The sequence below is a fragment of the Pseudomonas sp. S3_A09 genome (assembly GCF_054668065.1).
The window spans coordinates 395,129-421,517 of sequence record NZ_CP162752.1 but is presented as its reverse complement, the minus strand read 5'-3'; the positions used below and the strand labels follow the sequence as shown (position 1 = coordinate 421,517).

General features: G+C 62.6%; 27 protein-coding genes and 1 pseudogene. 11 read left to right on the top strand and 17 right to left on the bottom strand.

Going from position 1 to position 26,389, the window contains the following annotated elements; all coding sequences use genetic code 11:
* Nucleotide 1: 1 nt before the first annotated feature.
* The 3 genes from AB4N92_RS02000 to AB4N92_RS01990 all read left to right on the top strand — a co-directional run bounded on the left by AB4N92_RS02000 (nucleotide 2) and on the right by AB4N92_RS01990 (nucleotide 2,818).
* Entirely contained in the window at nucleotides 2-922 is a 921-nt protein-coding gene (locus tag AB4N92_RS02000) for a LysR family transcriptional regulator (protein WP_236267392.1), read from the top strand.
* Nucleotides 922-1,806: a LysR family transcriptional regulator gene (locus tag AB4N92_RS01995; protein ID WP_198729584.1), complete on the top strand. Its 885-nt coding sequence runs from the start codon at nucleotides 922-924 to the stop codon at nucleotides 1,804-1,806. Before AB4N92_RS02000 ends, AB4N92_RS01995 begins: the two co-directional genes overlap by 1 nt.
* Nucleotides 1,807-1,885: 79 nt before the next feature.
* Nucleotides 1,886-2,818, top strand: a complete 933-nt coding sequence (locus AB4N92_RS01990) for a pyridoxamine 5'-phosphate oxidase family protein (RefSeq protein ID WP_236267390.1) — start codon at nucleotides 1,886-1,888, stop codon at nucleotides 2,816-2,818.
* Here AB4N92_RS01990 and AB4N92_RS01985 read toward each other — a convergent pair.
* Together AB4N92_RS01985 and AB4N92_RS01980 are read right to left on the bottom strand one after the other, a co-directional pair.
* Complete coding sequence (locus tag AB4N92_RS01985; RefSeq protein WP_010209225.1) at nucleotides 2,793-3,269, bottom strand: Sbal_3080 family lipoprotein; 477 nt, start codon at nucleotides 3,267-3,269, stop codon at nucleotides 2,793-2,795. The genes AB4N92_RS01990 and AB4N92_RS01985 overlap by 26 nt on opposite strands.
* 226 nt (nucleotides 3,270-3,495) lie before the next feature.
* Entirely contained in the window at nucleotides 3,496-3,771 is a 276-nt protein-coding gene (locus AB4N92_RS01980; protein ID WP_137205672.1) for a DUF6124 family protein, read from the bottom strand.
* Between the two features lie 397 nt (nucleotides 3,772-4,168).
* Between AB4N92_RS01980 and AB4N92_RS01975 the strand changes: the two genes are divergently transcribed.
* Nucleotides 4,169-5,509 carry a PQQ-dependent sugar dehydrogenase gene (locus AB4N92_RS01975; RefSeq protein ID WP_069672499.1) on the top strand — a complete coding sequence of 447 codons (1,341 nt, stop codon included), beginning with the start codon at nucleotides 4,169-4,171 and terminating at the stop codon, nucleotides 5,507-5,509.
* Nucleotides 5,510-5,597: 88 nt separating this feature from the next.
* A complete protein-coding gene (locus tag AB4N92_RS01970) occupies nucleotides 5,598-6,020 on the top strand; it encodes a RidA family protein (protein ID WP_010209228.1) in 423 nt (140 codons plus the stop codon).
* Here AB4N92_RS01970 and AB4N92_RS01965 read toward each other — a convergent pair.
* Entirely contained in the window at nucleotides 5,995-7,482 is a 1,488-nt protein-coding gene (locus AB4N92_RS01965) for an aldehyde dehydrogenase family protein (protein WP_236267386.1), read from the bottom strand. The two genes, AB4N92_RS01970 and AB4N92_RS01965, sit on opposite strands and share 26 nt — an antisense overlap.
* 236 nt (nucleotides 7,483-7,718) lie before the next feature.
* On the opposite strand from AB4N92_RS01965, the gene AB4N92_RS01960 reads away from it, so the two are divergent.
* Nucleotides 7,719-8,888, top strand: coding sequence for a p-hydroxyphenylacetate 3-hydroxylase oxygenase component (locus tag AB4N92_RS01960; RefSeq protein ID WP_010209231.1), 1,170 nt, complete (start codon nucleotides 7,719-7,721; stop codon nucleotides 8,886-8,888).
* A 57-nt stretch (nucleotides 8,889-8,945) separates the two neighbouring features.
* Nucleotides 8,946-9,425: pseudogene (locus AB4N92_RS01955) on the top strand (flavin reductase family protein); the annotation flags it as partial.
* 32 nt (nucleotides 9,426-9,457) lie between these two features.
* On the opposite strand, the gene AB4N92_RS01950 reads toward AB4N92_RS01955, so the two are convergent.
* Entirely contained in the window at nucleotides 9,458-10,780 is a 1,323-nt protein-coding gene (locus tag AB4N92_RS01950; protein WP_069672501.1) for an alginate export family protein, read from the bottom strand.
* A 217-nt stretch (nucleotides 10,781-10,997) separates the two neighbouring features.
* On the opposite strand from AB4N92_RS01950, the gene AB4N92_RS01945 reads away from it, so the two are divergent.
* The 3 genes from AB4N92_RS01945 to feaR all read left to right on the top strand — a co-directional run bounded on the left by AB4N92_RS01945 (nucleotide 10,998) and on the right by feaR (nucleotide 14,154).
* Nucleotides 10,998-12,497, top strand: a complete 1,500-nt coding sequence (locus tag AB4N92_RS01945) for an APC family permease (protein WP_137205553.1) — start codon at nucleotides 10,998-11,000, stop codon at nucleotides 12,495-12,497.
* Nucleotides 12,460-13,026 carry a DUF3156 family protein gene (locus tag AB4N92_RS01940; protein WP_137205552.1) on the top strand — a complete coding sequence of 189 codons (567 nt, stop codon included), beginning with the start codon at nucleotides 12,460-12,462 and terminating at the stop codon, nucleotides 13,024-13,026. Before AB4N92_RS01945 ends, AB4N92_RS01940 begins: the two co-directional genes overlap by 38 nt.
* 186 nt (nucleotides 13,027-13,212) lie before the next feature.
* Nucleotides 13,213-14,154, top strand: a complete 942-nt coding sequence (feaR, locus tag AB4N92_RS01935) for a transcriptional regulator FeaR (RefSeq protein WP_010209242.1) — start codon at nucleotides 13,213-13,215, stop codon at nucleotides 14,152-14,154.
* Nucleotides 14,155-14,159: 5 nt separating this feature from the next.
* On the opposite strand, the gene AB4N92_RS01930 is transcribed toward feaR, so the two are convergent.
* From AB4N92_RS01930 to AB4N92_RS01910, 5 genes are all read right to left on the bottom strand, one after another.
* Complete coding sequence (locus AB4N92_RS01930; protein WP_392397726.1) at nucleotides 14,160-14,912, bottom strand: SDR family oxidoreductase; 753 nt, start codon at nucleotides 14,910-14,912, stop codon at nucleotides 14,160-14,162.
* Nucleotides 14,905-15,705 (bottom strand): SDR family NAD(P)-dependent oxidoreductase, encoded by an 801-nt coding sequence (locus tag AB4N92_RS01925; RefSeq protein WP_021491061.1) that lies wholly within the window; start codon nucleotides 15,703-15,705, stop codon nucleotides 14,905-14,907. The genes AB4N92_RS01930 and AB4N92_RS01925 overlap by 8 nt, the downstream gene beginning before the upstream one ends.
* The gene (locus AB4N92_RS01920; protein WP_010209248.1) at nucleotides 15,698-16,519 is read right to left on the bottom strand and encodes a molybdenum cofactor biosynthesis F family protein; all 822 of its coding nucleotides are present in this window, start codon (nucleotides 16,517-16,519) and stop codon (nucleotides 15,698-15,700) included. Before AB4N92_RS01920 ends, AB4N92_RS01925 begins: the two co-directional genes overlap by 8 nt.
* Before the next feature lie 13 nt (nucleotides 16,520-16,532).
* Nucleotides 16,533-16,898 carry a cupin domain-containing protein gene (locus AB4N92_RS01915; RefSeq protein WP_137205551.1) on the bottom strand — a complete coding sequence of 122 codons (366 nt, stop codon included), beginning with the start codon at nucleotides 16,896-16,898 and terminating at the stop codon, nucleotides 16,533-16,535.
* A gap of 132 nt (nucleotides 16,899-17,030) precedes the next feature.
* Nucleotides 17,031-18,329, bottom strand: a complete 1,299-nt coding sequence (locus AB4N92_RS01910; RefSeq protein WP_010209250.1) for an NAD(P)/FAD-dependent oxidoreductase — start codon at nucleotides 18,327-18,329, stop codon at nucleotides 17,031-17,033.
* A 207-nt stretch (nucleotides 18,330-18,536) separates the two neighbouring features.
* On the opposite strand from AB4N92_RS01910, the gene hpaR reads away from it, so the two are divergent.
* Nucleotides 18,537-18,965: a homoprotocatechuate degradation operon regulator HpaR gene (gene hpaR, locus AB4N92_RS01905; RefSeq protein WP_010209251.1), complete on the top strand. Its 429-nt coding sequence runs from the start codon at nucleotides 18,537-18,539 to the stop codon at nucleotides 18,963-18,965.
* A 91-nt stretch (nucleotides 18,966-19,056) separates the two neighbouring features.
* Here hpaR and hpaI read toward each other — a convergent pair whose 3' ends face one another.
* The 8 genes from hpaI to AB4N92_RS01865 all read right to left on the bottom strand — a co-directional run bounded on the left by hpaI (nucleotide 19,057) and on the right by AB4N92_RS01865 (nucleotide 26,291).
* Nucleotides 19,057-19,857 (bottom strand): 4-hydroxy-2-oxoheptanedioate aldolase, encoded by an 801-nt coding sequence (hpaI, locus tag AB4N92_RS01900; RefSeq protein ID WP_042572074.1) that lies wholly within the window; start codon nucleotides 19,855-19,857, stop codon nucleotides 19,057-19,059.
* A 16-nt stretch (nucleotides 19,858-19,873) separates the two neighbouring features.
* Complete coding sequence (hpaH, locus tag AB4N92_RS01895) at nucleotides 19,874-20,677, bottom strand: 2-oxo-hept-4-ene-1,7-dioate hydratase (protein WP_010209253.1); 804 nt, start codon at nucleotides 20,675-20,677, stop codon at nucleotides 19,874-19,876.
* Between the two features lie 11 nt (nucleotides 20,678-20,688).
* Nucleotides 20,689-21,993: an MFS transporter gene (locus AB4N92_RS01890; protein WP_010209254.1), complete on the bottom strand. Its 1,305-nt coding sequence runs from the start codon at nucleotides 21,991-21,993 to the stop codon at nucleotides 20,689-20,691.
* A 63-nt stretch (nucleotides 21,994-22,056) separates the two neighbouring features.
* Entirely contained in the window at nucleotides 22,057-22,470 is a 414-nt protein-coding gene (locus AB4N92_RS01885) for a tautomerase family protein (protein ID WP_010209255.1), read from the bottom strand.
* A 15-nt stretch (nucleotides 22,471-22,485) separates the two neighbouring features.
* Nucleotides 22,486-23,343 carry a 3,4-dihydroxyphenylacetate 2,3-dioxygenase gene (gene hpaD, locus AB4N92_RS01880; protein WP_010209257.1) on the bottom strand — a complete coding sequence of 286 codons (858 nt, stop codon included), beginning with the start codon at nucleotides 23,341-23,343 and terminating at the stop codon, nucleotides 22,486-22,488.
* A gap of 49 nt (nucleotides 23,344-23,392) precedes the next feature.
* Nucleotides 23,393-24,853 (bottom strand): 5-carboxymethyl-2-hydroxymuconate semialdehyde dehydrogenase, encoded by a 1,461-nt coding sequence (hpaE, locus tag AB4N92_RS01875; protein ID WP_010209258.1) that lies wholly within the window; start codon nucleotides 24,851-24,853, stop codon nucleotides 23,393-23,395.
* 5 nt (nucleotides 24,854-24,858) lie between these two features.
* Nucleotides 24,859-25,629 carry a fumarylacetoacetate hydrolase family protein gene (locus AB4N92_RS01870; RefSeq protein ID WP_010209259.1) on the bottom strand — a complete coding sequence of 257 codons (771 nt, stop codon included), beginning with the start codon at nucleotides 25,627-25,629 and terminating at the stop codon, nucleotides 24,859-24,861.
* Nucleotides 25,626-26,291, bottom strand: coding sequence for a fumarylacetoacetate hydrolase family protein (locus tag AB4N92_RS01865; protein WP_010209260.1), 666 nt, complete (start codon nucleotides 26,289-26,291; stop codon nucleotides 25,626-25,628). Before AB4N92_RS01865 ends, AB4N92_RS01870 begins: the two co-directional genes overlap by 4 nt.
* Nucleotides 26,292-26,389 lie beyond the last annotated feature (98 nt).

Genomic DNA, 26,389 nt, shown 5'->3' with positions numbered 1-26,389 from the left:
GATGGACCGATTTCATGAGATGCAGGTGTTCCTGGCCGTGGCCGAGGAGGAGGGCTTCGCCGCTGCGGCGCGCCGCCTGAAAACCTCGCCGCCCAGTGTGACCCGGGCCATCGCCGCCATGGAGCAACGCATCGGCACCCAATTGCTGGCGCGTACCACACGCAGCTTGCACCTCACCGAAGCCGGCCAGCGTTACCTGGAAGATTGCCGGCGTATCCTGGCGGAGCTCGATGAAGCCGAGGAAGCTGCGGCGGGCAGTTATTCCATTCCTTGCGGCCATTTGACGGTGACCGCGCCGGTGCTGTTTGGCGAGCTGTATGTGGCACCGGTGCTGGGGGAGTACCTGGACCGGTTCCCGCTGGTGAATATCAACGCCTTGCTGGTCGATCGCGTGGTCAACATGACCGACGAAGGTGTGGATGTGGCGGTGCGTATCGGTCACTTGCATGAGCCGGGGCAGCAGGCGATCAAGGTCGGTGAAGTGCGCCGAGTGGTGTGTGCATCGCCGGCCTATCTCGAACAGCACGGGCAGCCTACGCATCCGTCGCAGTTGCGTGAAGCCAAGATCGCCACGTCGTCGTCCAGCCGGTTGGTGAGTGGCTGGGAGTTCGTCGACGGCGGCCAACCCTTGACCGTGTCCATCGAGCCACGTCTGGTAGTCACGGCGAACAATGCCGCGATCAACCTGGCGCGGTTGGGCTGGGGCATGACGCGTGTGCTGTCCTATCAAGTCGCAGCGGCGGTGGCGGCGGGTGAGTTGGAGATTGTCCTTGAAGCCTATGAGTCGGCGCCGTTGCCGATCCAGGTGGTGTTCCAGAAAAGCGGCCGGGTGCCGGCCAAGATCAACACCTTTGTCGACTTTCTCACCCACCGCCTGGGCCAGGACGCCGCGCTGAACCCGGCAATCAAGCGGCGCAGCTGATGGAGCGTTATCGCGATATGCAGTTGTTCGCCGCGCTGGCCGGGCAGCCTAGCCTGGCCTCGGCGGCGCGTGATGCACAGGTCTCCGGCCCGACCCTGGTACGCGCGATTGCCCGCCTGGAGGCGCGTTTGCGCGTGCCGTTGCTGGCGCGCAGCACGCGTGGCGTGAGCCTCACCGACGCCGGCAGCGCCTACCTGGCGGACTGCGTGCGCCTGCTCGCCGCGGTGGACGCCGCCGAAGCCTCCGCCAAGGGCCTGCATGTGCAGGCCCAAGGCAATCTGCGGGTGTTTTTGCCGTTCCTGTTCAGCCGCTATGTGATGGCGCCGGTCTTGGCCGACTACTTGGACCGCTATCCCGAGGTGAACCTGGTCGTCAGCTACCACGACTATTACCCGAACCTGCACGAAGAAGGGCTCGACGTTGCCATCCTCGTCGGAGAACTGCCCGATTCGTCATTGATTGCCCGACCGCTGGGGCACGTGCGGCCTATCCTTTGCGCCAGCCCCGACTATCTTGCTGTTCATGGTGAGCCTCAACGCCCGGACGACCTCAAGCAGCACCGACTGATCGCCAGCACCGATCAGGTGCATTGGGATTTTCCGGGCTATCAACTCAAGGCCCGCGCCCGACTCGGCTGCGCCACGGTGCAGGGCGCGATCAATGCGGCGGTGCATGGCGCGGGGTTGATTCGCTGCTTGAGTTATCCGGTGCACGACCACCTGCACAACGGGCAGCTGCGTCGAGTATTGCCGGACTTTGAGCCGCCGCCCCTGCCGGTGCAGGTGGTGTACCGCGAAGGCCGCAACGCACCGATGCGCGTGCGCAGTTTTGTCGACCACTGTGTGACGGCGTTGCGCGACTACCCGGCATTTCAGCTGGCGTAACAGTGGATTGCCTGGCGTGGTGATTCTCACGCCGGCTGACAGGGCGCAGCATCGACACATCCAACATGAGGTGCTCGCCATGAACCTGATCGAACAATCCCCCTGGCATGCCGGTGAACGGCACATACAAGCGGCGGTGGGCGTGGCCGACCGTATGGCCGTGGTCGGGCCCAAAGTGATCCGCGATCACCTGCCGGAACAGCACCGGGATTTCTACCCTTTATTGCCGTACCTGATACTGGGTGCGGTGGACGAGCAGGGCATCCCTTGGGCGACGATGATTGAAGGCGCGCCAGGCTTTGCCCACTCGCCGGATCCGCAGACCCTGCAGATCGACAGCCTGCCGTCCGCGACTGACCCGGCCCGCAACGCCTTGCGTACGGGAGCAGCCGTCGGCCTGCTGGGCATCGACCTCAACACTCGGCGCCGCAATCGCATGAACGGCCGAATCGGTGCATTCGATCACGAAGGTTTTTCGGTCGACGTGGTGCATACCTTCGGCAACTGCCCCAAGTACATCCAACTGCGCCCGGTCGACAGCATCGCCCGCAGACCCGGAACGGTGGTCGAACGCTTCAACGACCTGGACGATGCCGCGCAAACCCTGATCCGCAACGCCGACACGCTTTTCGTCGCCAGTTACGTCGAGGTCGATGGCCAACGTTCGGTGGACGTTTCTCATCGGGGCGGTAACTCAGGTTTTGTGCGGGTCGAGGGCAACGTGCTGACCATCCCCGACTTCGTCGGCAACCTGTTCTTTGCCACCCTGGGCAACCTGCAAGCCAACCCGGTGGCGGGTTTGTTGTTCATCGACTTTGAGTCGGGGGATGTACTGCAAGTGGCTGGACGGACCTCGTTGATTCTCGACGGCCCGGAAGTGGCGCTGTTCGAAGGCGCCCAGCGGCTGTGGACGGTGACAGTGGAACACGTGGTGCGCCGCCCAGCGGCGTTGGCGTTGCGGTGGCAGTTCGCGGAGTTTTCGCCGTTCAGTCTGGCGATGGGGAGTTGGTAGCCAGGCCCGGACCATAGGAGGCATTCGGGAACAACTGGTTGGTCATCTCGATGATCTTGCTTTGTGCATCGATAAACTTGCCCATTCGAGCGCCACCCGAGGTCGAGTCATACAGCGCCTTGCCCACCTGGCGGCCATTTTCAAACACCTGGATATCGGCATAGCTCATGTAAAGCGCCAGGTCCCAGCTCCATTGACCAATGTAGGTCGTCGACAGGGCGCAACTGGCCGGTGGGGTGCCGGGCCGCAGCTCACGAGTCTGGAACCCTTTGCTGCGCAACTGCGCGGTGTAGGTGGCATTGAACCCGGCACGCAAGCCTTCGGCGGGGATCATGCAGATCTCAGGCGCCTGGGCGCCGCTGAAGGCAACCGGCGTGACGGTTTGCTTGATGCTGCAGCCAGCCAGGGTTAAGGCGGCCAGTAAACAAGCGGGAGCTGTTATCAGGCGCATAGCGACGTCCATTTCTGCAGTAGTGGTTTGATGATAGCAGTGAAGGCCTGATGCCGAGCGCAGCATTTCAGACGCAGGGGATCGTCTGTATGGGAGCTGGCTTGTCGGATCGCCGCACTGCTATCGGGGGCAAGCCCTTATGCCAGTCAGTTAAGACAAACACTGTAACTGTGGCGAGGGAGCTTGCTCCCGTAGGGTCGCGAAGCGGCCCCAGCTCTATGTTTGATCAGGCTACCGGGCATTCCCGGTTCAGCGCTTCATCGACCAACAACTGCGCAATCTCGACCATCTGCACCACCGCCAGCACCTTTTTCAGGCTTGGCCCATCAAGGTGTTCGGCACAGTCATAGGCGCAGACAGCCGCTGACTCGAGCATCTCGCTGGCATTGCTCAAGGCGGCTTCGGTACTGAGTCCGGGACGGACGGTGAAAATGACATCGGGAGGAAGTTGCGGATTGTCATCCGAGGTGGATGGCGGGGGATTGGGGGTGACGTTTGTCAGGGTGAAAATCCTATGAATGAGCACCTCCATTTCGCTACCACACGAAGTAAGGAGGCGACTGTACACGGGGTGGTAGACCGGTCATAGAAACCCGGCAGGCCGAAGCCTCCCATGCACAGCCGCCACAAAGCAGCCCGCACAAAAAACGCCCATGAGCGTTTTGGGGTCTATGAAAGAACTGGGCTACCACACCCATTCGCTGAATTTGCAGCGACCCGCGAAGGTTAGCGGCGAGGTTCATCGGACGCAACCCGAAAGTTATTCAGGAACGGTCCGATAAAAAGGGCCTTCTATACCATTCGTGCCCCCCGGTTAACATTCAATTGCGCCATGCCCGGTGGTGACCCGTGCTTTTTGAGGCAATACTCCCTCACGTTTCTGCCTTGAGGTTCCAACCATGAATGTACCGAGCCGTCTTGCGCTCCTGATTGCCGCTGCCGCTGTCCTCAGCGCTTGTGGCGAAGCCTCCAGACTGCCTTTCCAGGCGGGTGTCGGGCCTGCGCCGCAACTGCCCGAGCCCAGCACTTCTTTGATCCCTACGCTCAAGGTCTCCAAGGCCGTGGGCTGGTCTGACGGTGTGCAACCCACCGCGCCTCAGGGCTTCACCGTCACGGCCCTGGCCGACAATCTCGACCACCCGCGGTGGGTCTACACCTTGCCTAACGGCGATGTGCTGGTCGCCGAAAGCAACCACCCGCCCATGCCCGAAGGTGCCACCGACGGCGGCACCGGCTTGATCGCCTGGGCACGCCGCACGGCAATGGGCGTGGTGATGGGCCGCATCGGCGCCGATGCACCCAGCGCGAATCGCATCACGTTGCTACGCGATGCCGATCACGATGGGCATGCGGAGGTACGCACCGAATTCCTGACTGGCCTGATGTCACCTTTCGGCATGGCGCTGGTGGGCAACGATTTGTACATCGCCAACGCCGACGCGGTGGTCAAGGTGCCCTACACCCCGGGCCAGACTCACATCGACGCAACTCCGGTGAAGGTCACCGACCTGCCGGCGGGCATTAACCATCACTGGACCAAAAACCTGCTGGCCAATCCCGAGGGCACCCGGCTGTATGTGACGGTTGGATCTAACAGCAATGTCGGCGAAAACGGCCTCGACGCAGAGGAGGGTCGTGCGGCTATCTGGGAACTGGACCCGGCCAGCGGCGAGAAACGGTTATTCGCCAGCGGCTTGCGCAACCCCAACGGCCTCGCTTGGAAACCGGGTTCTACCCAGCTGTGGACGGTCGTCAACGAGCGCGATGAAATCGGCAGCGACCTGGTGCCCGACTACCTCACCTCGGTGCAGGACGGCGCGTTCTACGGCTGGCCGTGGAGCTATTACGGCAGCCACGTGGATGTACGCGTCCAACCGCCGCGCCCGGACAAAGTCGCTCAGGCCATCGCGCCGGACTACGCCCTGGGTACCCATGTCGCCCCCCTGGGCCTGACGTTCTCCGACGCACGCGGCATGCCGGCCGCTTTTGCCGATGGGGTGTTTGTCGGTGAGCACGGCTCCTGGAACCGCAATCCGCAAGCGGGCTACAAGGTGGTGTTTATCCCGTTCAAGGACGGCAAACCGTCGGGCGCACCGGTCGACTTCCTCACTGGGTTTCTCAATGCCGAAGGCGAAGCGCAAGGTCGGCCGGTGGGCGTGACCCTGGATGAGCAGGGCGCCTTGCTGGTGGCGGATGATGTGGGGAACAAGGTGTGGCGGGTGGCGCAGAGCAAACCCTGACCGTCGATATGTTGCGGGATGTTGAACTGCCAGATTGAACGATGCCTTTGGGTTAGCCTTGTTTTCCTACCGACAACAAGGAAGCGTCATGCAACGAAAGGTCATCAATCCCACGACGGTATTCAACTCCCTGCAATACGGCTTCAGCCAGGCGCTTGAGGTGCCACAGGGGCGACGTATCATGCTTTCCGGCCAGGTGGGCGTGGATGCTGACGAGCGCACGGTGGGCGGAGGCATTGCCGAGCAGGCCGCCAAGGCGCTGGACAATATCGACAAGGTGCTGGCCGAAGTCGGGGGTGACCTTTCCGATGTGATCATGCTGCGGCTGTACATCGCCGAGTCCGCTCGTGACCAGCAGGAGCCGATCGCGCAGGCGCTGCGCCAGCGCTTCCCACATAACCCGCCGCCGTCTTCGTGGATTATCGTCAGCGGGTTGTCGTTGCCGGAATGGTTGATCGAGATCGAGGCCGAGGCGGTCGTTCCATTCAGTACCGAATCATCACCGATTTGAGTTCGGTGTAATCCTCGATAAACGCACTGCCGAACTCCCGCCCAACCCCCGAAGACCTATTGCCCCCAAACGGCACCGCGGGATCGAGCAGCGTGTGCATGTTCACCCACAGGGTGCCGGCCTGGATGGCCGGCACCATGCGCAAGGCCTTGCCCAGGTCGTTGGTCCATAGGCTGGCGCTGAGGCCGTAGGGGCCGTTGTTCATCAGCGCGAGCAGTTCGTCTTCGCTGTCGTAGGGCAGGAAGGTGGCGATGGGGCCGAAGGTTTCTTCGTTGAGCAGGGTGTCGTTGATGCTGTTGGCGAGGATCACCGTGGGCTCGACGTAGCAGCCGGGGCGGTCAATGAGGGTGCCGCCATGGATGATCGTGTTGTTTTCGGCGCGGGCCTGGTTGAAGTAACCGAGCAATTTGAGTTGGTGCTGGTGGTGGGTGACGGGGCCGAATTCGGTGCGTTCATCCAGTGGCGAGCCGATGTTCAGGCGACTAAGGCGCTGGCTGAGTGTGTCCAGCACCGCGTCGATCTGCGAACGGTGCACGAAGAAGCGCTCGGCCGCCGCGCAAATTTGCCCTGAGTGCAAAAAGCCCGCTTCGATGATGCCGTTCACCGCCGTGTCCACGTCCACATCGCGCAGGAAACCGGCAGCATTCTTGCCCCCCAGCTCCAGGGTTGCACGGGTGAGGCCGGCGCCCATGGCGCTGCGGCCGACCGCAATGCCCGTAGGCACGGAACCGGTGAAGGACACTTTGCGGGTGCCAGGGTGTTCCACCAGGCCTTTGCCGACATGGCCGCCGCCCGTCAATACATTGAGCACACCCGGTGGCAACCCGGCTTCGACGGCCAGCTCGGCGATGCGCAGAACGGTCAGCGGCGTGAATTCGCTGGGCTTGATGATGATGCTGCAGCCGGTTACCAGCGCGGAGGCGAGTTTCCAGATGGCGATCATGGTGGAAAAATTCCACGGCACGATGCCCACCACCACGCCCACCGGTTCACGCAGGGTGAATGCGGTGTAGCGTTCGCCGTTGAACGAGGGCAGCGACGGAGTGAGGGTCTGGCCGCTGAGCTTGGTCGCCCAGCCCGCGTAGTAACGCAGGAAGTGCGCGGCCTGGTCGACCTCGAATGCGCGGGCAATCTGGATGATCTTGCCGGACTGGCAGGTCTCGATCTGCGCCAGTTCTTCGCGATTGCGCTCCAGCAGGTCGGCGAGCTTGAGCAGTACATTGCTGCGTGTCGCGGGTAAAGCCTGGGACCACACCTGGAAGCCGCGGTTGGCAGAATTCACCGCCGCGTCGATATCCGCCAGGTCCGCATCGGCCACCTGGGCGATCACGTCACCGGTGGCCGGGTTGGTCACGGCCAGTGTCTGGCTGGAATGGCTGCGGATGTTGACGCCGTCGATGAACAGCCCATGGGGCCGACGCAAAAAGGCTTCGACTTGAGGCAGCAGCGGGATATCACTCATGGCGGGTTCCTGGCAGGTCACAAAGGAAAAACCGAGGGTAACCAAGCCACCGGGCCATGGCTTGACTCTGCCTGCCGTGCGAGATGTCTGTGGCTGCCAGCCCTATGAAAAGTACAATCTTGCCTGTGGAACGTGCATTTTCCAGCCGTGCCACCCCACCGATACTGGCCCTGCATCAGGCGCCGTTCCTCAACCCGGAGCGCGCGCCGGACTTCCAATAATAAGCAGGGCCGTCCATGAAAAAGCCAAACCCGCTCCTTGAAGACCTCAAGCCACTCCTGCCCATCATCGCCGCGAATGCCACACAGGCTGAACAGCAGCGTCAGGTGCCGGATGAAAACATGGCCTTGCTCAAAAGCATTGGCCTGCACCGCGCTTTTCAACCCAAGGCCTTTGGTGGCCTGGAACTCTCGCTGCCGGAGTTTGCCGATTGCATCGCCTTGCTTGCCGGCAGTTGCGCGAGCACCGCCTGGGCCATGAGCTTGCTGTGCACCCACAGCCACCAACTGGCGTTGTTTTCGGCCCAGTTGCAGCAGGAGATCTGGGGCGAAAACCCGCACGCCACCGCCAGCAGCAGTATTGCGCCATTCGGTCGTGTGGTGGAGGGCGAAGGCGGCGTGCACTTCAGCGGTGAAATGGGCTGGAGCAGCGGTTGTGACCATGGCGAGTGGGCGATTGTCGGCTGCCGTCGACAGAACGCCGAAGGCGGCCAGGATTACTGCTTCGCCGTGCTGCCGCGCAGTGACTACCAGATTCGTGACGATTGGTACGCCGCCGGCATGAAAGGCAGCGGCACCAAGACCCTGGTCATCGACAACGTCTGGGTGCCCGAACACCGGATCCAGAAAGCCAAAGACATGATGGAAGGCAAGTCCGCAGGTTTCGGCCTGTATCCCGACAGCCAGATTTTCTACGCGCCGTACCGGCCATATTTCGCCAGCGGGTTTTCCACCGTCAGCCTCGGCGTGGCCGAGCGCATGCTGGAGGTGTTCCGCGAAAAAACCAAAAACCGCGTGCGCGCCTATACCGGTGCCGCCGTTGGCGCGGCCACTCCCGCCTTGATGCGCCTGGCCGAGTCCACCCACCAGGTGGCCGCCGCCCGCGCATTCCTCGAAAAGACCTGGCAAGACCACGCCGAACACAGCGCCGCGCACCGTTACCCGAGCCGCGAAACCCTGGCGTTCTGGCGCACTAACCAGGCCTACGCGACAAAAATGTGCATCGAAGCCGTGGACCGTCTGTTCGCCGCTGCCGGCGGCAACGCCTGGTTCGAACATAACGAGATGCAGCGCCTGTTTCGCGATTCCCATATGACCGGCGCCCATGCCTACACCGACTACGACGTCTGTGCGCAGATCCTTGGCCGCGAGCTGATGGGTCTGGAGCCGGACCCGAGCATGGTGTGACGCGTTCTTCCCCCACAACAATCAGGGCGCCCGTTCGACGGCGCCCGGGAGTCTTGCATGTCTGACAGCAGCCTTTTCGACCCACGGGCCTTTCGCCGTGCCCTGGGCAACTTTGCCACCGGCGTGACCGTGGTCACCGCCGCCACCGCATCCGGGCGCAAGGTGGGTGTGACCGCCAACAGTTTCAACTCGGTATCCCTCGACCCACCGCTGGTGCTGTGGAGCATCGACAAGCGCTCCAACAGCCATGAGGTGTTCGAGGAGGCCAGCCATTTTGCGGTGAACGTGCTGGCGGCCGACCAGGTGCACTTGTCGAATAACTTTGCGCGCCCCCGTGAAGACCGCTTTGCCTTGATCGAATACGAACCGGGGGAGGGTGGCTCGCCGGTATTCGCCGATTGCTCGGCACGGTTCCACTGCGAGAAGTACCAGCAGGTGGACGGCGGCGATCACTGGATCATGATCGGCAAGGTGGTCGCCTTTGATGACTTCGGGCGTGCGCCGCTGTTGTATCACCAGGGCGCTTATGCCGAGGTCCAGGCGCTGCGTCCCTGCGCGCCCGAGACGGTTCAGAACGGCACGGCAACCACCAACTGACTGTAGACGTTGGTGCCGTTGCCCCCGACCTGATTGCCGCCGGTCTCTGCAGCCTGGTTGGGCTTGTAGAGACCCAGCAGCGGCGTGATGATCAGGTGATCGTTCACCGCCCACTCGGCGTACAGGTCCAGCTCACGGCCATCCAGGTTGCGTTGGCCACGGGTGCTGACGGTGGTGTAGTCGAAAAACAGCGCGCCGAGGGTGACGTTCTCCAGCGGCTTGACCTTGAGCGCCACGTGTTGCACTGAGGTGTTGGTGTTGTAGGGGCCGGAGTAGTTGCCGGCGACTTCACCCTGCACCCAGGTGCCGTAGCCCCGGCTGAAACCGGAGAACATGGCGTCCCAGTTCTTTGAATAGCGCGCGTAGCGGTAGGTCAGGTCCGGCGACCAGGGCAGGTCGGCGAAGGTGTAGCCGGCTTCGGCGTAGCCCGCATTTTGCTGGCTGTCGCGGCGGTCCTGGCGGGCCAGTTCGAAGGCGAAATGCGCGTTGTCGATACCCGCATTGCCCGCGCCACGCAGGCTATAGAGGTTCATGCCCTTGCGTTGGCGCTGTACGTCGCTGGCGAAGCGTTCATCCACGTCGATTCCGTGAATGTAGGTGAGCCCGAGCGTGCCCGGTGCCGCGCTGTATTCCAGGGTGCCGGCGGCCATTTCAGTCATGGCCTGGGCGGGGTTGTCGGACTTGATCCACATCAGGCTGCCATGTACGCCGTCTTTGCCGCCCAGGCGGATCACGGCGGTCTTGTCGAAAGCATGCCGAGCGGCAATGTAGTAAGCGCCGCCACGGTTGAAGTCCCCATCGCCCACGCCCTTGCCGAGGTTGGGACCGTCATCATTGATGAGAAAGCCGTCGCCCAACAGGATGATTTGCCGGCCGAACGACAGGTCTAGACCGTCCTTGCCCAGGGCCGGGAACAGGTCGCCGGAGCGCCAGCCGGCGAAGGCTTCGTCAAACTTGGTGGTGCGCTCCTTGCCCGTGGTGACCCCCGACGCATCGCCATCGCCCCAGGTGCCGGAGCTCACCAGGTTGGCCGTGCCATACACGCCGCCAAAGGCGCCCAGGCTCTGGTCCACGCTCAGGCCGTACTTGATAAACGCCTCGCGCCAGGTGGAACCGCCGCTGCGCCCATCGTAGTTCTTCGGACTGTTGAACATACCGTACACGGCGAGGAAATTGCCGGTGACCTGAGTGTCGGCATCGGCATACAACTCAATGGCCTGGGCCTGGCCCACCAGCAGCGCAATGCCCAGGCCGACCGCCTGGCGCAGGCGGCGATTTTTCAGTGTGTGCTCCATTGTTATTGTCCCCATCTTGGTTAAGAGTGAGGGCGCATTAGGGCGAGCGTTGGAGGCCTGAGTCTTTTCTCTGCGTGCCAGGGAATTGACCCAGGCCGCCACGCCATACGTTGTGGCAGGGAGCAACAAAACCGGCGGCAGACAGGGGCAAGACGATCAACTCGAGTGGGGCGCAGAGTGCTGACACATTAAAAAAACCGCTTTCGAGGACCCCAACATGTCGATCAACGACCGGCTCACCGCGCACCTCAACCGGGGCACGGTAGGTTTCCCCACCGCTTTGGCCAGCACCATTGGCCTGATCATGGCGAGTCCGGTGATTCTCACCGCCACCATGGGCTTCGGCATCGGCGGCAGCGCGTTTGCCGTGGCAATGCTGATTGCCGTAGTGATGATGCTGGCCCAGGCCACCACCTTCGCCGAGGCCGCCTCGATCCTGCCCACCACCGGCTCGGTGTACGACTACATCAACTGCGGCATGGGTCGTTTTTTCGCGATCACCGGCACCTTGTCGGCGTACTTGATCGTGCATGTGTTCGCGGGCACCGCTGAAACTATCCTGTCCGGCGTCATGGCCCTGGTGAACTTCGAACATCTCAACACCTTGGCAGAGTCGGCCGGCGGTTCATGGTTGCTGGGCGTCGGCTTCGTGATCGTCTTTGGTGTGCTGAACGCGTTTGGGGTCAGCGCGTTTGGCCGTGCGGAAATCATCCTCACCTTTGGCATGTGGACGACCCTGATGGTGTTCGGCGTGCTGGGGCTGATCGCCGCGCCCGCCGTGCAGTTGGACGGCTGGTTCGGTGAGTCGCTGGTGGGCACCGACCTGATCACCGTGCTGTCATTGGTGGGCATGGCGATGTTCATGTTTGTCGGCTGCGAATTCGTCACGCCGCTGGCGCCGGACCTGCGCCAATCGGCCAAGGTGATGCCACGCGCCATGATGCTGGGCCTGATGGGCGTGGCCACGTGCATGTTCATCTATGGCGCCGCAATGAAACGCCAGGTGGAAAACGTGGTACTCGATGCCGCCTCCGGCGTGCACCTGCTGGACACGCCCATGGCGATCCCCAAGTTCGCCGAGCAGGTGATGGGCCAAATTGGCCCCCTGTGGTTGGGCATCGGCTTTCTGTTCGCCGGCGCGGCCACTATCAACACCTTGATGGCCGGTGTGCCACGGATTCTGTATGGCATGGCGGTGGATGGAGCGTTGCCCAAGGTTTTCACTTACCTGCACCCACGTTTCAAGACGCCGCTGCTGTGCATCCTGGTGGCGATGCTGATTCCCTGCCTGCACGCGCTGTACCTGGGGGGCAACACCGACAACATCATGCACTTGGTGCTGGCGGCGGTGTGTGCGTGGAGCTTTGCCTACCTGCTGGTGACGATCTCGGTGGTCAGCCTGCGTATCCGTCGGCCGGATTTGCCGCGGGCGTATCGTTCACCGTGGTTCCCGCTGCCGCAGATCGTATCGAGCATCGGCATCCTGCTGGGCATGTGGTTCATCACGCCTCCGGGCATGAACCCGGCGGACATCTATGTGCCGTTTGGCGTGATGCTGGGCGGTACGGCGGCGTACGCGCTGTTCTGGACCCTGGTGGTGCAGAAGGTCAACCCCTTCAAGCCGGCTTCCGTGGAGGAAGTGTTGGCAAAGGAATTCAGTCATCAACTGGAGCAGGCCGATGAGGGTCATGGCGACTTTGCGGCAAAGACTGTTTGAACTGTTTCGCACCGGTCGTGCCCCGACGGGGTATCGGCCAGGGGTGACCCTGGCGCACCTGCGGCGCAACCTCGGGCTGGCGACGCTGGACGTGGAGGGGGTGGCGTTCGAGATTGTCGAACGCACCGAGTCGCAGTTGTTGATGCACCTGGTGCTGACTGAATTCGTCCTGCAGGTACCCGCTGCGACAGGGGGCACGGCGAGCTTCGAGGTGCACCATGGCGGCGCGATCCGCCGCACGGGCCTCCGTGTGAGGTGCCGTTCCGGCGACCAGGCGCTGGGTCGCGAGTTGCAGGTGCGATTGCTGGCCGACACAGCGCTGTTCCAGGCGCTGATGCCGCTGGATTTCAAACGCCTGCGCATCCAACTGCAAGACCAGCACTGGTGCGTGCGCCTGGAGCATATGGGCGGCAGCGAGGTGGTCAATCGCCTGCCGGCGTTTCGGCGTTACATCGCGCTGAGCCCGGTGCAACGCACCCACCTCCTGGCATCCCTGACAGGCCTGCAGCGGGTACTGTCACACCTCTAAAAAACGACCCACGCTGCGAAGCGCTACTCATCGTGGGTGCGCGGACCCGCAGGAGCCGGCGCCTATCCTTCCCATTGGCATCAATAGTGCTACTCCAGCAGCACACCAGATGTTGTTGCGTGCATATAGATAACATGTTAACTATTGCACCAGAACAACAAAAAGAAGCCATTGCGGAGACACCCCATGAGCATCCCACAGCATGCACACGACGGGCTGGACACCTGGAACCGCGAGCTACGCGCCGCGTGCGGGTATTTCGACACAGAACTGGCCTTCAACCGCTCGTTGTTCATCGGCGAGATCAGAGACCTGCCGCGCGGCCTGGCCCTCTTGCGCACCAATGCCGGGCTGATCAAACGCCCGGCGCACCACGCCGACCATGACAACGACCAGGACTGTTTCCTGATCAGCCAGCGCAGCGGCTACTCGCAGATCGTGCAGAACGGCCAGGCCCTGCAACTGGCCCCCGGCGAGATGCTGCTGATGGACTCGGTGGGCTCCATCGAAATCACCCCCTTCGGCCTGATCGAACACGCCTCGCTGTCATTGTCGCGCCCGCAGGTGTGCAAGCACCTGGGCGGCGACGCACGGGCCTTCGGCAAGATCTCCTCGACCAAAGCCTGTGGGCGCATGCTGCATGTGCTGATGGACCAATTGTGCAAGGACGACACCGAAGACGGCGCGGGTGAAGTGGAGGCGCTGCAAAGCGCTTTTGTATCGCTGTTGGGCTCGGCCCTGGAGCAGGGCGACGAGTGTCGCGAAGGCTTGGCACTGCTGCAGGGCAACAACCTGCGCAGTTATGTGCAGAAGGTTATTGATGAGTCCCTGAGCCAGCCTGGCCTCAGCCCGATCGGCCTGGCCAACCGCCTGAACATTTCGGTACGCCACTTGTACCGTCTGTTCGAAGAGCAGGACGACAGCGTTTGCCGCTACATTCAGCGCGCGCGGCTCAAACGCAGTGCGGATGACTTGACCAACCCGTTCCTGCGCAGTGAGTCGATCACCTCGATAGCCTACAAGTGGGGTTTTACCGATTCGGCGCATTTTAGCCGGTCGTTCAAGAAGCAGTTCGAGGTGTCGCCCAAGGATTTCCGTTCGAGCCGCATGCAGGCGGTGGGGGCGTAGGAAGGTCAGACTTCTGGCAGGGTGGACCCGCCGTCCACCACCAGGGTCTGCCCGGTGATGTAGCCGGCGAGGTCGGAGGCAAGAAACAGCATGGCGCCGGCAATATCCGCCGCTGTTCCCAAACGCCCCAGTGGCACGCGACTGGCGATGGTGACGTTCAACGCGGTATCGCCCAGGTTGGCCATCGCCGGCGTGGCGATCATGCCCGGTTCCACGCCATTGACCCGCACATTCAGCGGCGCCAGTTCCAGCGCTGCATTGCGGATAAAACCGTTGACGCCGGCCTTGGACGCCGCGTAGTGGCTGAGGCCCGGATAACCGACACGGTTGCCGGTCACCGAAGAGGTCACCAGCACGCAGCCCCGGCCTTGTGCGCGGAACGCCGGCAATGCGGCCTGGGTCAGCCAGAACAACGCCGACAGGTTAACCGCCAGGGTGCGCTGCAGGAGGTCCGGGGTGATGTCTTCAAAAGCCGTCAAAGGAAAATACCCGGCGTTGTGCACCAGAATATCCAGCTGCGGCAGCCCTTGAACGCACTCAAACACAGCCTGGGATTCGGCCAGGTCGACGCCCACCGCTGTAACTCGGCAACCCTGCGCGGATAACTCAGTCGCCACCGCCTGAGCCTGTTCCCGCTGCCGATCGGCGATTACCACCCGTGCGCCACGTTGGGCAAACGCCTTGACGATGCCTCGGCCAATGCCCTGGGCGCCGCCCGTGACCAGCACCACTTGCCCGCTGAAATCCAGGTCATTCATGGGCATTCTCCAAGTGAGCGAAAGCCAGCGTGGGCACATCGACAATGCTGGAACCGCCATCGGCCACCACCGTCGCCCCGGTAATGATGGACGCATCACTGGAAGCCAGGAAGCGACACACCTTGGCGATCTCGTCGGCACTGGCGGCCCGTCGCAGCGGCACGTCGGCGCAGACCCGGTCATAGGCTTGCTGCAACGTGTCGCCAAAAGCCTCCATCAGCGGCTGCATCTCCGCATCGGCCATAGGTGTACGTACCCAGCCGGGGCAGACCGCGTTCACCCTTACGCCGTGCGGCCCATAGTCGCGCGCCAGCGAGCGATTGAGCCCGAGCAACGCGTGTTTGGCCGTGGTGTAGCCGCACACCTCAGGCCCCGCCGCCAATGCGGCGATGGAGCCGATCAACACGATATTCCCCGCACTTTCCTGCAACAACGGCAAGCAGGCGCGGGCGCTGTAGAACGCGCTGTCCAGATTGCTGCGCAGGGCGCTTTCCCAGGTGCTCGGGCTGGTCTGGGTGGCGCTGCCCAGGCCATGCCCGCCAGCACAGGCGAGCAGCACATCGAGGCGCCCGTGTTGCTCGCGGATCTGGTGGATAAACCCGTCCCAGGTCTGCGGGCAGGCGGCATCACCCACCAGGATCAGGCCGCCCGTGTCCTGCGCAACCTGTTCCAACGGCGCTCTGCGCCGACCGATCAGCACCAGGCGTGCACCTTCCTGCGCATACAGCCGGGCACACGCTGCGCCGATGCCTGTGCCGGCGCCGGTGATCACCACCGTGCGCGGCTCAGTCATCGGGATACTCCGTGCGGTTGAGCACCTGGCAATACGAGCTGATGGGGAAGTTCGACAGCGCATCGAAGGACGCACCCGCATAGCCGAAGATCTTGCCGTCGCTGCGGTGTTGTTGCAGGTCGATCAGCACCAGGCCGAGGGTCGGCACGATCTTCTCCTGCCATACGAACAGATACAGCTGCTCGGCGATCTTGTAGGAGTGGCAGCGGTCGGTGTCGCACAGGCCTTGTTCTACACCTTTGAGGCATTGCCAGGCGTAGAAGCGCTCGTTGAGGTAGATGTGTTCGTAGACTTCGCTGGGGCTGTAGCGGTAGTGGTTGCGCAGGCCCACCAGTTCATCGGTGGGCGCATGCAGGCAGTGGCCGGCCTGCCACGGGCGGTCGAGGCTGCCATGGAGGAAGTCGACTTCGACCGAGGTCAGCGGTTTCCCGGCGAGGGCGCGGTGATAGAGGCCTTCGTGAGTCTCGGCGTGGTCCGGCAGGCGCCCGATCACCGCCGTGAATGAGGTGTTCGGTGCGTCCAGCACCAGGCTGATCGACCAACTGTGCCCGGCCTCATGCTTGATGAAGTCCACCAGATACAGCCCTGGACGGATCGAGGTGGCGCGGTACGGCGCACTGCCGCTGGAGTGCCCGTCAGCGGCGTGCCAGGCCAGGCGGTCCTGCTCGAAACGGTGCTCGATCTGCCAGCCGTTGGCGAAATGCAGGGTGAAGGTTTGGCCCGCCAAGTCGGCGAGGTTGGGCAGGATGAAAGCGTCCGGGGCGAAACCGTCGGCCAGCGCACCGACGGTGATCCAGTCAGAAGAGCTCGTCATGGCAATGTCTCCTTTATACGACGGCGAAGTAGTGTTTAACGAAGCTTTCGGTGAGCACTTCCCACAACACTGGCGTGCCCTTGGTCACGAACCAGCTGTCACCGGCTTTGTAGTGCGTGGATTGGCCGGTGGACTCGTCGGTGAGCCGCACTTCGCCGGTCACCACCGTGGCGTGTTCGGCGAAGGGGTAGACCATGCGGAATTTGCCCTGGGTGGTGCCAAAATAGGCGCTGCTGACCGGGTCGGTGGGCGCGCCGAAGGTCATCTTGCCGAAGGCACGCACTTCGCCTTCGAGAATCTGCGAGCCGAGGTCGGCCACGGTGCCCCAGGCGTCGAGTTCCGACAGCTGGATGTTGTGCTTGAGGGTCGTGAGAGTCATGGCGTTGCTCCTGATGAGGACAAAATGTAGGAGCGAGCGTGCTCGCGAAAAACGCAATGGCACCGCGATCAATCGGAATGCCCGCGTTATCGTTAACGATTTTCGCGGGCAAGCCCGCTCCTACAGGGGGGGTTAGCGGCGCCCGTTCCAATATCCGGACAGTTGGTGCCAGGATTTGCCCGCCGTCAGCAGCAAGGGGCGGATCGCGTCCTTGCCGATGATGGTCGGGCGATGAATCGAGCTGACCAGGTCATAGCGCGCCGAGCCTTCGCTCATGCCTTCGGCCAGGACCTTGCAGATGATGTGGCTGGGCGTCACGCCGAAGCCGGAGTAGCCCTGCACGAAAAACGCGTTGCTGCGCCCCGGCAAGGTGCCGACCTGCGGGAACAGGTTGGGGCTGCACGCCATGGGGCCGCCCCAGGCCAGGTCGATCTTCACGTCCTTGAGGTAGGGGAAGATCTTCAGCATGAGGGTGCGGTTCCAGGCCTTGAGGTCGCCGGGAATATGCTCCACCAGCGGCGTGGCGGCGCCGAACAGCAGGCGGTTCTCGTGGGTGACGCGGTAGTAATCGATCACCGGGCGAATGTCGCTGTAGGCCCCGCGAATCGGGCTGATGCGCTGGATCAGTTCCTCGGACAACGGCTCGGTCATCATCTGGAACGCGTAGGTGTTGATGGTCGAGCGGTGCAGCTCCGGCTCCAGCTTGTTGAGGAAACTGTCGCAGGCCCACAGCAGCTTGCTCGCGCGCACCGAGCCGCGGCCGGTACGCACGGTGATGCGTTCGCCATAACTGACTTCCAGCGCCGGGCTGTTCTCGAAAATCCGCACGCCATGGCTGGCCAGTGCGGTGGCTTCGCCCAACAGCAGGTTCAGCGAGTGCACATGCCCGCCGCCCATGTGCAGCAGGGCGCTGCTGTAGGCCTTGGAACCGATGATCTGCTGCACGTCCGAGCCGCCGAGAAAGCGGATCTCGTGCTGGCTGTTGACCGACTTGAAGTCCTTTTCCCAGGCGCGCAGGGTTTTTTCCTGGCGGGCGTTGAAACCCATGTAGCCGTAGCCGTGGCAGAAGTCAGCGTCGATGTTGTACTTGGCGATGCGGTTCTTGATGATGTCGGCGCCCAGGTCGCTGATCTCGAACACTTGGCGCAGACCGTCTTCGCCCACGTCCTTCTTGATCTTTTCCAGATCGTGGCCGATACCCGCCATGATCTGCCCGCCATTGCGGCCGGTGCCGCCGAAACCGAGGTAGCGCGCTTCGAGCACCACGATATTGGTGATGCCTTTTTCCGCCAGTTCCAGGGCCGTGTTGATGCCGGAGAAACCGCCGCCGATCACCACGACGTCGGCGTCGATGTCCTGTTCCAGGGTCGGGAAGCTGAGGTTGTATTTCTTGGTGGCGGTGTAATACGTCGGGGTTTCGATGTTGATCATGGCGCAGCCTGAAAAGGTGAAGGAAGGCTCTAAAGCGGATGCCTCCATTAGGGGCCCTGGCGGGATGGAAGTCTTGATCCTGCGTGCCCAGGCTTTTGATTCTGCGCGCCATGGGCGGTGCGATAGACAAGTTATAGCGCGCTCGCTGGCAGGGAATGCTAGAGTTTCGTTAAATTATTAACTAAATACGTCGTGACCCTGATTCCTATGCTCAAACCTCGCCAGTCCCTGACCCTGACCCTGCTGCAAGCCCGCGAAGCCGCGATGAGTTTCTTCCGCCCGTCCTTGAACGAACACGGCCTGACGGAACAGCAATGGCGGATCATCCGCATCCTTGAACAGTACGGTGAGCTGGAGATCTACCAGCTGGCGGAACTGGCCTGCATCCTCAAGCCGAGCATGACCGGCGTATTGGTGCGCATGGAAACCGCCGGTATGGTGCACCGGCGCAAAGCAGAGCAAGACCAGCGCCGGGTACTGGTGACCCTGGCCGACAAGGGCAAGGCCAGTTTCGAGTCCATGAGCCAGTGCATGGAGGCCAACTACCAGCGTTTGCAGGATCAGTTGGGCGAAGAGAAGTTGCAGACCCTGTTGGGTCTGCTGGATGACTTGAAGAACATCAACATCAAGCGTTGAGTCAGCACCGCACAACCCTATGTAGGAGCCGGCTTGCCGGCGATAGCGTCTTCAAGATCGTCATCGCCGGCAAGCCGGCTCCTACAGGGGGTTAATACACGCTACCGGCGTGGGTTGGCGTGGGAACGCTTTTGAACTTGCCGGCCAACGCCTGCAACCCGCGCATCAACACCGTGGTGTCCACGCCGACCGCCACAAACGTCGCGCCCAATTCGATATAGCGCCGCGCCAGGTTTTCATCGGCACTCAGAATCCCTGCCGCCTTGCCCGACTGCACGATGCGCCCGATGGCGTCTTCAATCGCTACCTGCACCTCGGGATGCCCAGGATTGCCGCGATGCCCCATCGACGCGCTCAAATCCGCCGGGCCGATAAACACACCGTCCACGCCCTCGACGGCGGCAATCTCATCCAGGTTCGCCAGGCCCTCAAGGTTTTCGATTTGCACCAGCAGGCACATCTGATCATCCGCCTGGTCGAGGTAGCCCTGGATACTGTTCCAGCGCGACGCCCGCGCCAGCGCGCTGCCCACTCCACGAATCCCCTCGGGCGGATAGCGCATGGCTCGCACGAGCTCGCGGGCCTGGGCGGCGCTTTCGACCATGGGCACCAGCAGTGTCTGGGCGCCGATGTCCAGCAGTTGCTTGATCAGCGCGCTGTCGCCGATCACCGGGCGAATCAGCGCCTGGCTGGGGTAGGGCGCCACGGCCTGTAGCTGGGCGAGCATGCCTTGCAGGTGATTGGGCGCGTGTTCGCCGTCGATCAGCAACCAGTCGAAACCAGCGTTGGCAGCCAGCTCCGCGCAATAGGCATCGGCCAGGCCCAGCCACAGGCCGATCTGTACCTCGCCGTTGCGCAGGCGTTGTTTGAAGCGGTTGACGGGCATGTCCATGACAATCCTCCAGGGTTCAGACGAAGCGGCAGGCGATCGAGCCGAGCAGGTCGTAGTCGACGTGGAATGTATCGCCAGGGCGGGCGGCGACCGGGCGCGTAAACGAACCACCGAGGATGATTTGCCCTGGTAGCAGGGTTACGTCATGGGGCGCCAGTTTGTTCGCCAGCCAGGCCACGCCCTTGGCCGGATGGTTGAGCACGGCAGCCGAAACGCCGGACTCTTCGATCACACCATTGCGGTACAGCACAGCCGGCACTTTGCGCAAGTCGATCTCGGTTGGCCGCACCGCGCGACCGCCCAGCACCACACCGGCATTCGCGGCATTGTCGGAGATGGTGTCGAATACCTTGCGTGTTGCGTTGGTCTGCGGGTCGACCTGCTGGATGCGTGCGTCGATGATTTCCAGCGCCGGGATCACCCATTCGGTGGCGTCGAGCACATCGAACACCGTGCAGTTCGGGCCCTTGAGGGGTTTGCCGAGGATAAACGCCAGCTCGACTTCCACGCGCGGCACGATGAAGCGTTCGAAGGGAATGTCGCTGCCTTCGTCGAAGAACATGTCATCGAGCAACGCGCCGTAGTCCGGTTCGGTGATGTTCGACGACACCTGCATGGCCCGCGAGGTGAGGCCGATCTTGTGGCCCTTGAGCGTGCGCCCGTCCTTGATCTTCTGCGCGACCCAGGCGCGCTGGATCGCGTAGGCGTCTTCGATCGTGATGCCTGGATAGTCGAGGGAAAACTGGCGTACTTGTTCGCGGCTGCGTTCGGCGCGGTCCAGGTTGGCAGCGGCCGCAAGAATTTGCTGGGAGTCGAGCATGGCAAGGGTCCTTAACGGGGATTTACGATGGCAGCGTGGGTGCGCAGCACCAGCAGGCCGCCGAGGGCGATAAATACAGCGAGTACGTACAGGGCCAAGCTGGCGCTCTGGGTGGCGTCACGCATCCAGCCGATCAGGTAGGGCGCGAGGAACGCGGCGATGCTGCCGAACGAGCTGATCATGGCGATACCCGCTGCCTGGGTGGTGTTGGAGAGAAACGCCGGCGGCAGTTGCCAGAACATCGGCAATGCGGCGCTGGCGCCCATGCCGGCGACGATCAGCCCACCCATCACCAGCAGCGGATTACCCGGCGCCAGGCCCGCCACGGCGATACCGACGGCAGCCATCAGCAGCGGCACGCACAGGTGCCAGCGACGTTCGCGGTGGCGGTCGGAAGAACGCCCGCAGCCGATCATGAAAAAGCATCCGGCCAGGTACGGTAAGGCGCTGAGCAGGCCGACCTGGCTGTCGCGGCCGATACCAGCGCCGTGGATCAGCGTGGGCATCCAGAACGCCAGGGTGTTCACTGCCAGCATCACCGCGAAATACACCGCCACCAGCAGCCAGACCTGCGGGTCACGCAGGATGCCGCCGAACGAGGTGATGGTCTTGCGCTGTTCCTCACTGCGCAGTTGGGTCTGCAACTGGCGCTTTTGCTCGGCCGTCAGCCAGTGCACCGAGTCGAAGCCGTCCGGCAACCACTTGAGCACCACCAGCCCGAGCAGCACCACCGGCAGACCTTCGATCAGGAACATCCACTGCCAGCCGCGCAGGCTGCCCACATCATGGAAATGTTCGAGGATCGCTCCCGACAACGGCCCGCCCAGCACGCCCGCCATGGGCACGGCAATGGCAAACAACGCGGTGACCTGGGCACGACGGCGTGCCGGGTACCAGCGGTTGAGAAACACCAGGATCCCCGGGAAAAATCCGGCCTCAGCCATCCCCAGCAGAAAGCGCAGCACATAGAAACCACGGGCGCTCTCCACCCACAGCATGCCGGTGGACAGCAGCCCCCATACCACCATCAGGCTGGCGATCCAGCGCCGTGGGCCGACGCGGTCCAGCGCCATGTTGCTGGGCACGCCAAACAACGCATAGGCGATAAAGAACAACCCGGCGCCGAAGCCGTACACCGTGTCGCTGAAATGCAGGTCGCTGCTCATCTGCATCTTGGCGAAGCCGATGTTGATGCGGTCCAGGTGGGCGAACAGGTAACACACCAGCAACAGCGGCATCAGGCGCCAGGTCACTGAACGATGGGTGCGGTCGTGCTCGGCCAGCACGCGGCTGGCAGTCGATTGGGCTGTGCTCATGATGTTGTACTTTTTGTCTGAGAGGCCGTGGGAGGAGGCCCGTGGGCGCTGGCTTGCCAGCGCCTATGGGGTTGCGTGATCGGTGGAGACCGTCGGGTTGTTCAGGAACGCATGCACATTGTTCTGCTTGAAATTGAGCTGCGCGTGCAGCTCGACCATTTCGAACGACAGCGCCAACAGGCGTTGCGCCTGCAGCTCGGCGAAGTGCGTGGTGATCACCGCAAACACGGTCTCGGCCACTGCTTGGCGCGTGCTCAGGTCGCGACCGTGGCCGACCTTGAGGGTCATGTGTACGAAGGCGTAATCGTGCTTGCCGTCGGCCATGCGCCAGGTGTCCAGGCGCACGCCGCGGCTGCGGATACCGCCCAAGGGAAACACGCCACTGTCTCCCAGCACGCGGTGGACCTTTTCAAACAGGCCGGGCAGGTCGGCCTGTCGTTCGATGTTGTCGGTGTACTCGGCGATGAAGTGCGGCATGGGTTTCTCCCAGGTTTACAACGGGAAAATCGCGTTGATCTGGCCGGTGCCCGAACTGCCGAACGGCGGCGTGATGATCTCTGCGGGCTTGGCATAATCCGGTCCGCCGAGCAGCCCCAGGAGCATGGCGGTGTCATGCATCTTGCCTTCGCCGAAGCAGTGCTCGGCGTAATCCGGCAGCATCGCGCAGAACGCCTTGAAGCGGCCTTGCTTCCACATCTCCACCACATGCAGGTCCATCTGCTTGTCGAACTCGCGGGTCCAGTTGTGGATGTTTGCTTCGGCCTGGCGGTCATCCGAGAAGCGGTGCGACAGGGAACCGGACGCCAACACCAGCACCTTGCGGTCGCTCTTTTCGATGGCCCGGCGCACGGCGGCGCCAAAGGCAAAGCTGTCTTCCAGGCGATGCCAGGCGCACCACGCGGCGATGGAAATGACCTTGAATTTCTCGTCCTCCGGCACGCCCATGTGCATGTAGCGCATGGGCACCAGCGTGCCGTATTCCAGCTCCAGGCTCGGAATGTTATGGGCCATGCTGCGCACGCCGGCCCCGTTGGCCTCGGCGGCGATCAGTGCACCCAGCTCGGGGCAACCGGGGTAGGCGTAGTCCATGTTCTTGATGAAGTGCGGCAGCTCGTTACTGGTGTAGGTGCCCTGGAACTGCTCGCCGCAGTTGACGTGATAACCGCTGTTGACCAGCCAGTGCACGTCGAACACCACTGCCGTGTCGGCGCCCAACTCACGGGCGCGGCGGCCGATTTCCTTGTGGCCGGCAATCGCCGCTTCGCGACAGCCGTGATGCTTGCCGGGCAGTTCCGACAGGTACATCGACGGTACGTGGCAGATCTTCGCCGCCAGGACCACTTCGCCCATGATGATTCTCCTGAATAGTTGTTTTTATTAGAGTGCGCATTGTCGCGGGTTACACACCCCAACGCGGGATGTGATGGCTGCCCATGGAAATGCACACGTTCTTGATCTCGGCAAACACTTCGAAGCTGTACTGGCCGCCTTCACGCCCGGTGCCGGAGCCTTTGACCCCACCGAACGGCTGGCGCAGGTCGCGCACGTTCTGGCTGTTGATAAATACCATGCCGGCTTCAATCCCGCGCGCCAGGCGATGAGCCTTGCCGATGTCCTGGGTCCAGATGTAGGAGGCCAGGCCGTACTCGGTGTCGTTAGCCAGTTGCAGGGCCTCGGCTTCGTCCTTGAAGGGGATCAGGCACACCACCGGACCGAAGATTTCTTCTTGGGCAATGCGCATTTTGTTGTTCACATCGGCAAACACCGTTGGCTGGATGAATTGGCCTTTGCTCAGGTGCGCCGGCAGATTGGCCGGGCGGTCCAGGCCACCGGCGAGCAGGGTAGCGCCTTCCTCGATACCAATCTTGATGTAGCCGGTGACCTTGTCGTAATGCGCCTGGGTGATCATCGAGCCGACTTGGGTCTTCGGATCCTGTGGGTCACCGACGATCAGGCGCTTGGCACGGGCGGCGAATTCGGCGACGAACTGCGGGTACACGCTTTCCTGGATAAAGATGCGGCTGCCGGCGGTGCAGCGTTCGCCGTTCAGGGAGAAGATGGTGAACAGCGCCGAGTCGAGGGCGCGTTCCAGGTCGGCATCCTCGAAGATCAGCACCGGCGACTTGCCGCCCAACTCCATGGAGTATTTTTTCAGGCCCGCGGTCTGCATGATCTTCTTGCCGGTGGCGGTGCCGCCGGTAAAGGAAATCGCCCGCACGTCCGGATGGCGCACCAGTGCATCGCCGGCCGTGGCGCCGTAGCCCTGGATCACGTTGAGCACGCCGTTGGGGATCCCGGCTTCCACTGCCAGGCGCCCCAGTTCATTGGCGGTCAATGGCGACAGTTCCGACATCTTCAATACCGCTGTGTTGCCCAGTGCCAGGCACGGTGCGGTCTTCCAGGTGGCGGTCATGAACGGCACGTTCCACGGCGACACCAACCCGCACACGCCCACCGGTTGATAGAGGGTGTAGTTGAGCATCTGGTCGTCCACCGGGTAGCTGTGGCCGTCCATGCGCGTGCAGACTTCGGCAAAGAAATCGAAGTTGTGCGAAGCGCGTGGGATCAACACGTTTTTGGTCTGGTGGATCGGTAGGCCGGTGTCGAGGGTTTCCAGCTCGGCCAGGTGCGGCACGTTCTGCTCGATCAACTCACCGAGCTTGCGCATCAAGCGTGCGCGCTCCTTGGCCGGGGTGTTGGCCCATTTGGGGAAGGCTTCCTTGGCCGCGGCGACGGCCAGGGCGACTTCCTCGGCGCCGCCGCTGGCGACTTCGCCAATCGCCTCGCCGGTGGCCGGGTTGTAGTTGATGAAGGTGTCTTTGCTCTCGACCTCACGGCCGTTGATCCAATGTTTGATCATGCTGATTACGCCTCTTTCCGGGCGGAGAAGAAGTCCGCCTCGCTGACAATCCGGTTGACTAGGCGGCCCACGCCTTCGACTTCCACTACCACTTCATCGCCGGGCACCACATCGGCCAGGCCCTCGGGCGTGCCGGTGGCGATCATGTCGCCGGGTTGCAGGGTCATGAAGCTGGACAGGTATTCGATGAGGTAGGGGATGTCGAAAATCATGTCGCGGGTGCTGCCTTCCTGGCGCAGTTCACCGTTGATCCAAGTGCGCAGGGTCAGGTTGCCTGGGTCGGGCACGTCGGCCACGTCGACGATCCACGGGCCGACCGGGGTGGTGGCGTCGCGGTTTTTCACGCGCAGGTTGGGGCGGTAGTAGTTTTCCAGGTAGTCGCGGATCGCGTAGTCGTTACACACCGTGTAGCCGGCCAGGTAGTCCAGGGCGTCGGCACGCTTGACGTTGCGCGCGGCCTTGCCGATGACAGCTACCAACTCGCACTCGTAGTGCATGTAGGCGACGTTGTCCGGGCGCCAGGTGACGTGGCGGTGGCCGGTGTAGGTGCCGACGGACTTGATGAAAGCCAGCGGTTCCGTGGGCGGGGTGAAGGCCAGTTCGGCGGCATGGTCGGCGTAGTTCAAGCCGAGGGCGAACATGTTGCCGGTGGCCGGGGGCAGCCACTCGACCTGATCCTCGGCGAGCAGGCGTCCATCGTCCAGGCGCACGGCGTTGTCGGCTTCGACCTGTACCGCGTGGATTTCATTTTCAAAGCGAATGCGCGCGCGTTTCATGCTGGGGTCTCCGCTTGAATATGATTGACCAGGCGGCCCACACCACTGATCTCGACTTCAACTTTGTCCCCCGGCAGCACGTCCACACGGCCTTCGGGCGTGCCGGTGATCAGCACGTCGCCGGGGTGCAGGGTCATGAATTCGCTGATTTCGGCGATCAACTGCGCAATATCGCGGACCCAATGGGCGGTGGAGTTTTCCTGGCGCAGTTCGCCGTTGACCCACAGCCTGAGGCTCAGTTGATTGGGGTTGGCCACCTGGTCGCGCGGGATCAAATGCGGCCCGAGTGCGCAGAAACCATCGCGGCATTTGGCTTTGACGGCGGGGCGGTAGTAGCTGTCTTCCGGCAGGCTGAACTCGTTGACCACCACATAGCCAGCCACATGGGCCATGGCATTTTCCAGGCTGACGCGGCTGGCCCGCAGGCCAATCACCACGCCTAAAGCAGGGCCGGGTTGCAGGCGTTCACCCTGGGGATGCAGCACCACCGCGTCGTGCTGATTACGCGTATTCGGGGTCTTGATAAACAATACCGGCTTGGTCGGCGGCTTCTGGTAGGGCGCCTGCTGGAAGGCGGCGAGATGCTGGTCCAGCAAACCCTGATAGTTCAGCGCAACGCCGAACAGGGTGCCGCTGGCAACATCATGCAGGGTACGGCTCATGCGTTTCTCCTGACGGTGGCGACTGCTGCATAGGCAGTTCGTTAAGTTGTTAACGTTATAATTAATATGTTAACTACCGTCAAGCGTGGCAAAATCGG

Bases quoted from the DNA above. Each gene is read 5' to 3' on its own strand.
- AB4N92_RS02000 (WP_236267392.1), top strand. From the start codon at position 2: ATGGACCGATTTCATGAGATGCAGGTGTTCCTGGCCGTGGCCGAGGAG.
- AB4N92_RS01995 (WP_198729584.1), top strand. From the start codon at position 922: ATGGAGCGTTATCGCGATATGCAGTTGTTCGCCGCGCTGGCCGGGCAG.
- AB4N92_RS01990 (WP_236267390.1), top strand. From the start codon at position 1,886: ATGAACCTGATCGAACAATCCCCCTGGCATGCCGGTGAACGGCACATA.
- AB4N92_RS01985 (WP_010209225.1), bottom strand. From the start codon at position 3,269: ATGCGCCTGATAACAGCTCCCGCTTGTTTACTGGCCGCCTTAACCCTG.
- AB4N92_RS01975 (WP_069672499.1), top strand. From the start codon at position 4,169: ATGAATGTACCGAGCCGTCTTGCGCTCCTGATTGCCGCTGCCGCTGTC.
- AB4N92_RS01970 (WP_010209228.1), top strand. From the start codon at position 5,598: ATGCAACGAAAGGTCATCAATCCCACGACGGTATTCAACTCCCTGCAA.
- AB4N92_RS01965 (WP_236267386.1), bottom strand. From the start codon at position 7,482: ATGAGTGATATCCCGCTGCTGCCTCAAGTCGAAGCCTTTTTGCGTCGG.
- AB4N92_RS01960 (WP_010209231.1), top strand. From the start codon at position 7,719: ATGAAAAAGCCAAACCCGCTCCTTGAAGACCTCAAGCCACTCCTGCCC.
- AB4N92_RS01950 (WP_069672501.1), bottom strand. From the start codon at position 10,780: ATGGAGCACACACTGAAAAATCGCCGCCTGCGCCAGGCGGTCGGCCTG.
- AB4N92_RS01945 (WP_137205553.1), top strand. From the start codon at position 10,998: ATGTCGATCAACGACCGGCTCACCGCGCACCTCAACCGGGGCACGGTA.
- AB4N92_RS01940 (WP_137205552.1), top strand. From the start codon at position 12,460: ATGAGGGTCATGGCGACTTTGCGGCAAAGACTGTTTGAACTGTTTCGC.
- feaR (WP_010209242.1), top strand. From the start codon at position 13,213: ATGAGCATCCCACAGCATGCACACGACGGGCTGGACACCTGGAACCGC.
- AB4N92_RS01930 (WP_392397726.1), bottom strand. From the start codon at position 14,912: ATGAATGACCTGGATTTCAGCGGGCAAGTGGTGCTGGTCACGGGCGGC.
- AB4N92_RS01925 (WP_021491061.1), bottom strand. From the start codon at position 15,705: ATGACTGAGCCGCGCACGGTGGTGATCACCGGCGCCGGCACAGGCATC.
- AB4N92_RS01920 (WP_010209248.1), bottom strand. From the start codon at position 16,519: ATGACGAGCTCTTCTGACTGGATCACCGTCGGTGCGCTGGCCGACGGT.
- AB4N92_RS01915 (WP_137205551.1), bottom strand. From the start codon at position 16,898: ATGACTCTCACGACCCTCAAGCACAACATCCAGCTGTCGGAACTCGAC.
- AB4N92_RS01910 (WP_010209250.1), bottom strand. From the start codon at position 18,329: ATGATCAACATCGAAACCCCGACGTATTACACCGCCACCAAGAAATAC.
- hpaR (WP_010209251.1), top strand. From the start codon at position 18,537: ATGCTCAAACCTCGCCAGTCCCTGACCCTGACCCTGCTGCAAGCCCGC.
- hpaI (WP_042572074.1), bottom strand. From the start codon at position 19,857: ATGGACATGCCCGTCAACCGCTTCAAACAACGCCTGCGCAACGGCGAG.
- hpaH (WP_010209253.1), bottom strand. From the start codon at position 20,677: ATGCTCGACTCCCAGCAAATTCTTGCGGCCGCTGCCAACCTGGACCGC.
- AB4N92_RS01890 (WP_010209254.1), bottom strand. From the start codon at position 21,993: ATGAGCACAGCCCAATCGACTGCCAGCCGCGTGCTGGCCGAGCACGAC.
- AB4N92_RS01885 (WP_010209255.1), bottom strand. From the start codon at position 22,470: ATGCCGCACTTCATCGCCGAGTACACCGACAACATCGAACGACAGGCC.
- hpaD (WP_010209257.1), bottom strand. From the start codon at position 23,343: ATGGGCGAAGTGGTCCTGGCGGCGAAGATCTGCCACGTACCGTCGATG.
- hpaE (WP_010209258.1), bottom strand. From the start codon at position 24,853: ATGATCAAACATTGGATCAACGGCCGTGAGGTCGAGAGCAAAGACACC.
- AB4N92_RS01870 (WP_010209259.1), bottom strand. From the start codon at position 25,629: ATGAAACGCGCGCGCATTCGCTTTGAAAATGAAATCCACGCGGTACAG.
- AB4N92_RS01865 (WP_010209260.1), bottom strand. From the start codon at position 26,291: ATGAGCCGTACCCTGCATGATGTTGCCAGCGGCACCCTGTTCGGCGTT.